The sequence below is a fragment of the Ruminococcus sp. AF20-12LB genome, assembly GCF_003478985.1.
Classification (GTDB): Bacteria; Bacillota; Clostridia; order Lachnospirales; family Lachnospiraceae; genus Blautia_A.
Genome location: NZ_QUGH01000026.1, coordinates 1 through 4319, shown reverse-complemented (window position 1 = coordinate 4319; position 4319 = coordinate 1). Strand labels below are relative to the sequence as shown.

At 45.3% G+C, this 4319-nt stretch carries 3 protein-coding genes and 1 tRNA gene; 3 read left to right on the top strand and 1 reads right to left on the bottom strand.

Annotated features, from left to right (window positions below; all coding sequences use genetic code 11):
* Nucleotides 1-397: hypothetical protein (locus tag DWX61_RS18830; RefSeq protein ID WP_207664998.1), on the top strand; the 397-nt coding region annotated here is incomplete at its 5' end.
* Between the two features lie 82 nt (nucleotides 398-479).
* Here the strand turns inward: DWX61_RS18830 and DWX61_RS18410 are convergent.
* Nucleotides 480-1451, bottom strand: a complete 972-nt coding sequence (locus tag DWX61_RS18410) for a carbohydrate kinase family protein (protein WP_118514357.1) — start codon at nucleotides 1449-1451, stop codon at nucleotides 480-482.
* Between the two features lie 215 nt (nucleotides 1452-1666).
* Between DWX61_RS18410 and glgB the strand changes: the two genes are divergently transcribed.
* On the top strand, nucleotides 1667-3940 hold the full coding sequence (gene glgB, locus DWX61_RS18405; RefSeq protein WP_118626657.1) for a 1,4-alpha-glucan branching enzyme: 2274 nt from the start codon (nucleotides 1667-1669) through the stop codon (nucleotides 3938-3940).
* 123 nt (nucleotides 3941-4063) lie between these two features.
* Nucleotides 4064-4136 (top strand) — tRNA-Thr (locus tag DWX61_RS18400).
* Nucleotides 4137-4319 lie beyond the last annotated feature (183 nt).

Genomic DNA, 4319 nt, shown 5'->3' with positions numbered 1-4319 from the left:
AAATGGGAATATATCAAATGGGAATATATTAAATGGGAATATATCAAATGGGAATATATTAAATGGGAATATATCAAATGGGAATATATTAAATGGGAATATATCAAATGGGAATATATCAAATGGGAATATATCAAATGGGAATATATCAAATGAGAATATATCAAATGCGAATATATTAAATGCAAATATATCAAATACAAACATAATGTGTAAATATAATATACGTAATGGTATTGGATATAAATTTTTATATGATAAGATATTAATAAAAATATATGATATAACAGGGAAAATACGTAGAAACTTCAACAATTGGCGGACAGGCGCGAAGCGCCGCCTCCGCGGTACGTGCCCGGAAAGAGGGGGTGCAGGGGGAGAAAAGCGGGCTTCGTAACTCCGAGTGCTTTCTCCCCCTGCGGTTTTCCTCAGCTTATCAAAGCTAATAAATAAGAACTATAAGAAAAAATAAAAACTAATTACTTGCGAGATGCGATGAAGTCAAGAACTTCATCCCTTGCAGGCATCACGCGAAGCGCGCCCTTCTTTGTTGTGATAAGAGAAGCTGCCGCATTTGCAAAAGTAAGCAGTTCTGCAAGGTTCTCGTCTGCGAGATCATCAAGCCCGTGCTCAAGTACATAGTTCAATGTGCTTGCGCAGAAGGTGTCACCGGCGCCGGTGGTTTCGATGGTGTGTTCCTGAAGGAACGGAGCAGCCTCAACCTTGCGTCCGCGATAATAAGCACGGCTTCCGTCTTTTCCCATTGTGATCAGCACAAGCGGGATATGATATTTTTCTTCGATAAGGGCAGCACCCTTATCATAATCTGTTGTGTCAAAAAGAAATTCCACTTCATTATCAGAAATCTTCAGTACATCACAGCGTTCCATGCCGTATTCGATCTCTTCGCGGGCATCGTTCAGATCCTTCCAGAGTGGAGGGCGTAAGTTCGGGTCAAAGGTGATGATGCATCCGGCTTCTTTTGCCACGTCAAGAGCATAACGGGTTGCTTCACGGACACCCTCATGTGTGGAAGAAAGTGTGCCGAAATGGAAGATCCTGGAATTGCGGATCAGATCAGCATCTACCTCATCCTTTGTCAGCATCATATCTGCACCTGGATTACGGTAGAAAGAAAAATCACGGTCTCCGTCCGGGTAAGTATGTACAAAAGCAAGGGTAGTGTGAATTTCATCGTCCATGACAAGATTTCTGGTATCAATGCCGCATTCTTCTACGGCAGCCTTCAGCTGCTTGCCGAACATGTCGTTTCCGACTTTTCCGATAAATGCAGTTTTTTTGCCAAGACGGTTCAGCATGGCAAGAACGTTACAGGGAGCTCCGCCCGGGTTTGCCTCAAAAGTAGGATTTCCCTGGGAACTGTCACCGTTTTCTGTGAAGTCGATCAGAAGCTCGCCGAGAGCTGTTACATCATACTGTCTGTTTTCCATTGATGATTCCTCCTGATAAGTTATTCGTTTCATATTCTGCTTCATATTATAATCGTTACACATGATTTTGGGAAGAACCAAATCGAATTATTTTCTGTTCTGTTACCGGTTACTTGTGGTGCTTTTTGCGAAGATTAGAACTGTTATCTTTATTTTTCTGTAAAATAGTGGTAAACTTAGTCTATAAAACAACAAATATGATGGAGGAGACGATTATGGCTGATAAAGCGTATGAATATATGGATTGGCCCCGGATCGAGGCGATCGTTTACGGGGAGGAGGCATCACCTCGTGATGTGATGCAGCCAAGGGTAACAGAGGATGGCGTTCTGATCCAGGGATTTTTTCCGGGAACGGATGCTGCAGAGGTTGTTGTAGGGGAAAAGAGTTATCCGATGATCCTGGAAGATGAGGCTGGTTATTATGCTGTAATGCTTCCGCTGAAAAGGATTCCGGAATATCGTTTCCGTGTGATAAGAGGAAGCAGGAAAGAGACTTTTTACGATGCTTATGAATGTCCATGCCAGATCACGGAAGAGGAGGAACGAGCTTTTTGTGCCGGTGTCTATTACAAGGCATATGAGAAGCTGGGAGCGCATCCTGGGACCTGTGGCGAGGTAGAAGGAACATATTTTGCTGTCTGGGCACCAAATGCGATCAGTGTCAGTGTGGTCGGTGATTTTGACAGGTGGGATGGAAGGCGTCTTCCGATGCATCGGATGCCAATGTCCGGAATTTTTGAGATTTTTGTTCCAGGTGTACAGGCAGGGGCCTCTTACCAGTATGAGATCAAGATCAAAGGCGGCAAGGTACAGAGGAAATCGGATCCTTATGGAAATGGAACCCAGGGAGCACCGTCTGTGATTTCTGTTGTAACTGAACTGGGAGATTTTTCCTGGCAGGATGAAGCGTGGATGAGGAAACGTGAAGGGTTTGCCAGTCGTGAAGTTCCGGTTTCCATTTATGAAACTGATGTAACAGAGTGGAAAAACAGTGGCGAACTGGTGGAGTTTCTGAAGGAAACCGGTTATACGCATGTAGAATTTCATCCGGTGATGGAGTACCTTGACCGAAGTTCAGGAGGATATTCTACGTCTGCGTATTATGCTGTGACTACCCGTTTTGGGACTGCGGCAGATTTCCGGACACTGGTGGAGGATCTTCATCAGGCAGGGATTGGTGTGATCCTGGACTGGACACCGGCTCAGTTTCCGCGGTTTGATGCAGGGCTTGAGAAATTTGACGGAACTCCTCTTTATGAAGTACAGGATCCGGCTATGGCGGTTCATCCGATGTGGGGCACCATGCTTTATAATTATGGAAGTCCTATGGTCAAAGATTTTCTTATTTCCAATGCGTTTTTCTGGCTGGATGAATTTCATGTGGACGGATTTCGGATGGATGATGTAGATGCGATGCTGTATCTGGATTTTGGAAGAGAGGCGGGACAGTGGACGGCTAATCTTTATAGTTCCAATGAGAATCTTCAGGCACTGGAGTTTCTGAAGCATCTGAATTCTATTGTGAAGAAGCAGTATCCGGGGATTCTTCTGATTGCACAGGAGGATGGTTTATGGCCGCAGCTTACAGACAGTGTGGAGAATGATCATCTGGGATTTGACTATAAATGGAGTGGTGGCTGGACAAAGGATCTTCTTTCTTATCTGGAAGCAGAGCCTTTGGACAGACGAAATTATTATGATCAGCTGACTCTTTCCATGATGTATGCATACAGTGAGCATTATGTGCTGACGCTTGGTAAGAGAGATGTGGGTACGTTAAAAGAGTTTCTGGAGAAGCTTCCGGGTTCTTCCAGACAAAAGGATGCTCAGCTGCGTGCTGCGTATGGTTATCTGATGCTTCATCCGGGTGTGAAAATGACTGCGCCGGATGGAGATGTAGGGCCGGAAATGAAGGCGTATCTTCATGATCTGAATGAACTTTACAGGAATCATCCGGCGTTGTATGCAATGGATGGTAATTCGGATGGGTTTGAATGGATTCAGTTTACCAGCTATGATGAGAATGTGGTTGCGTTTCTTCGCAAGACGGAAAAGTCGGAAGAAACGATTCTTGCGGTGTGTAATTTTTCGCCGGTGTCTTATGACAGTTATCGGGTTGGTGTGCCTTTTGCGGGGAAATATAAGGAAATTTTCAATAGCGATAGTGAAAAGTTTGGCGGACAGGGTGTGGTGAACGTACGGGCGAAAGCAGCTGTTCATATGGAGTGTGATAACAGGGAGTTTTCTTTGAAGCTGAAGCTTCCGGCTTATGGTGTGGCGGTATTTGGGTGTACACCGGAGAAGGGGGATGTGAAGAAAAGCTCTGTGAAGAAAGGAAATGTGAAAAAGACTGCGGGGAAAAGCAGTGGAAAGCGTATGGATAAGGCGAGAATGACGGTGGTTGAAAAATCTGCGGCTGTAAAGGATGCGGTAAAGGTTGTGAAACGGGTGGCTTCTCGCAGGAAGGGTTCTTCCGGGGATGAGTGATGGTTTGTGAACATGGGAACGTGTTTGTGGATGATCGGTGTGATGAGGATTTAAACGGATTGTAGGAAAAAGGGCTTGCATTTTTTGTAAAATACGGTATAATATCAGTTGTGTTTAGCACAAGCTGGAATAGCTCAGTCGGTAGAGCACTTCACTCGTAATGAAGGGGTCGTGAGTTCGAGTCTCATTTCCAGCTTATATATGACTGATGGGAGTCCGGTGTCTTTGGAATATGAAGATGCCGGGCTTTTTTTGGTGTGTATGGATGTGGTTGAGGGACGCCAGAGGAAGGTGGCATCGCTCCGGGGGGATGTGGTCGAGGGACGCCAGAGGAAGGTGGCATCGCTCCGGGCAGGGACTCCGTCGGGGGATACTACTA